At 49.7% G+C, this 398-nt stretch carries 1 protein-coding gene; it reads right to left on the bottom strand.

The window, feature by feature from the left end:
* Positions 1–3: 3 nt before the first annotated feature.
* On the bottom strand, positions 4–398 hold a 395-nt coding region (locus RVS70_RS23015; RefSeq protein WP_414617195.1), incomplete at its 5' end, for a sensor histidine kinase.

Genomic DNA, 398 nt, shown 5'->3' with positions numbered 1-398 from the left:
ATTTTATCTTTGTTCATCTTTTTGCTCCTTATTCGTTGTCGTGAGCGGCAATGACAGCTCAATTTGCAGGCCGCTCGGCTGCACGGCGCTAAAGGTAAGGGAACCGCCTGCTTTTTCAGCGCGTTCTTTCATTCCTGTCAGGCCAAATCCATAAGTAAGGCTGCCGGTGAATTGTCCGTCGTCGATAATTGTGACATAGAGATGGGTTTCGTCGTTAGAAATGACAGTCGCCGCATGAGAAGCGTCGGCGTGACGAATGATATTGGTCAGCGCTTCCTGCAAGATGCGGTAAATCGTTTCGCTTATGTTTTGAGGCCAAGACTCTTCTGACAGTCCGGCAGTATCTAAAGGAACATGCAAGCCGCTCCGTTCCTCCACTTGATGAATGAGCCCCCGCA

Origin of the sequence: Virgibacillus sp. M23 (assembly GCF_034190895.1) — a bacterium.
Lineage (GTDB): Bacteria > Bacillota > Bacilli > Bacillales > Amphibacillaceae > Virgibacillus > Virgibacillus salarius.
This window is presented reverse-complemented; position numbering and strand designations above follow the sequence as displayed.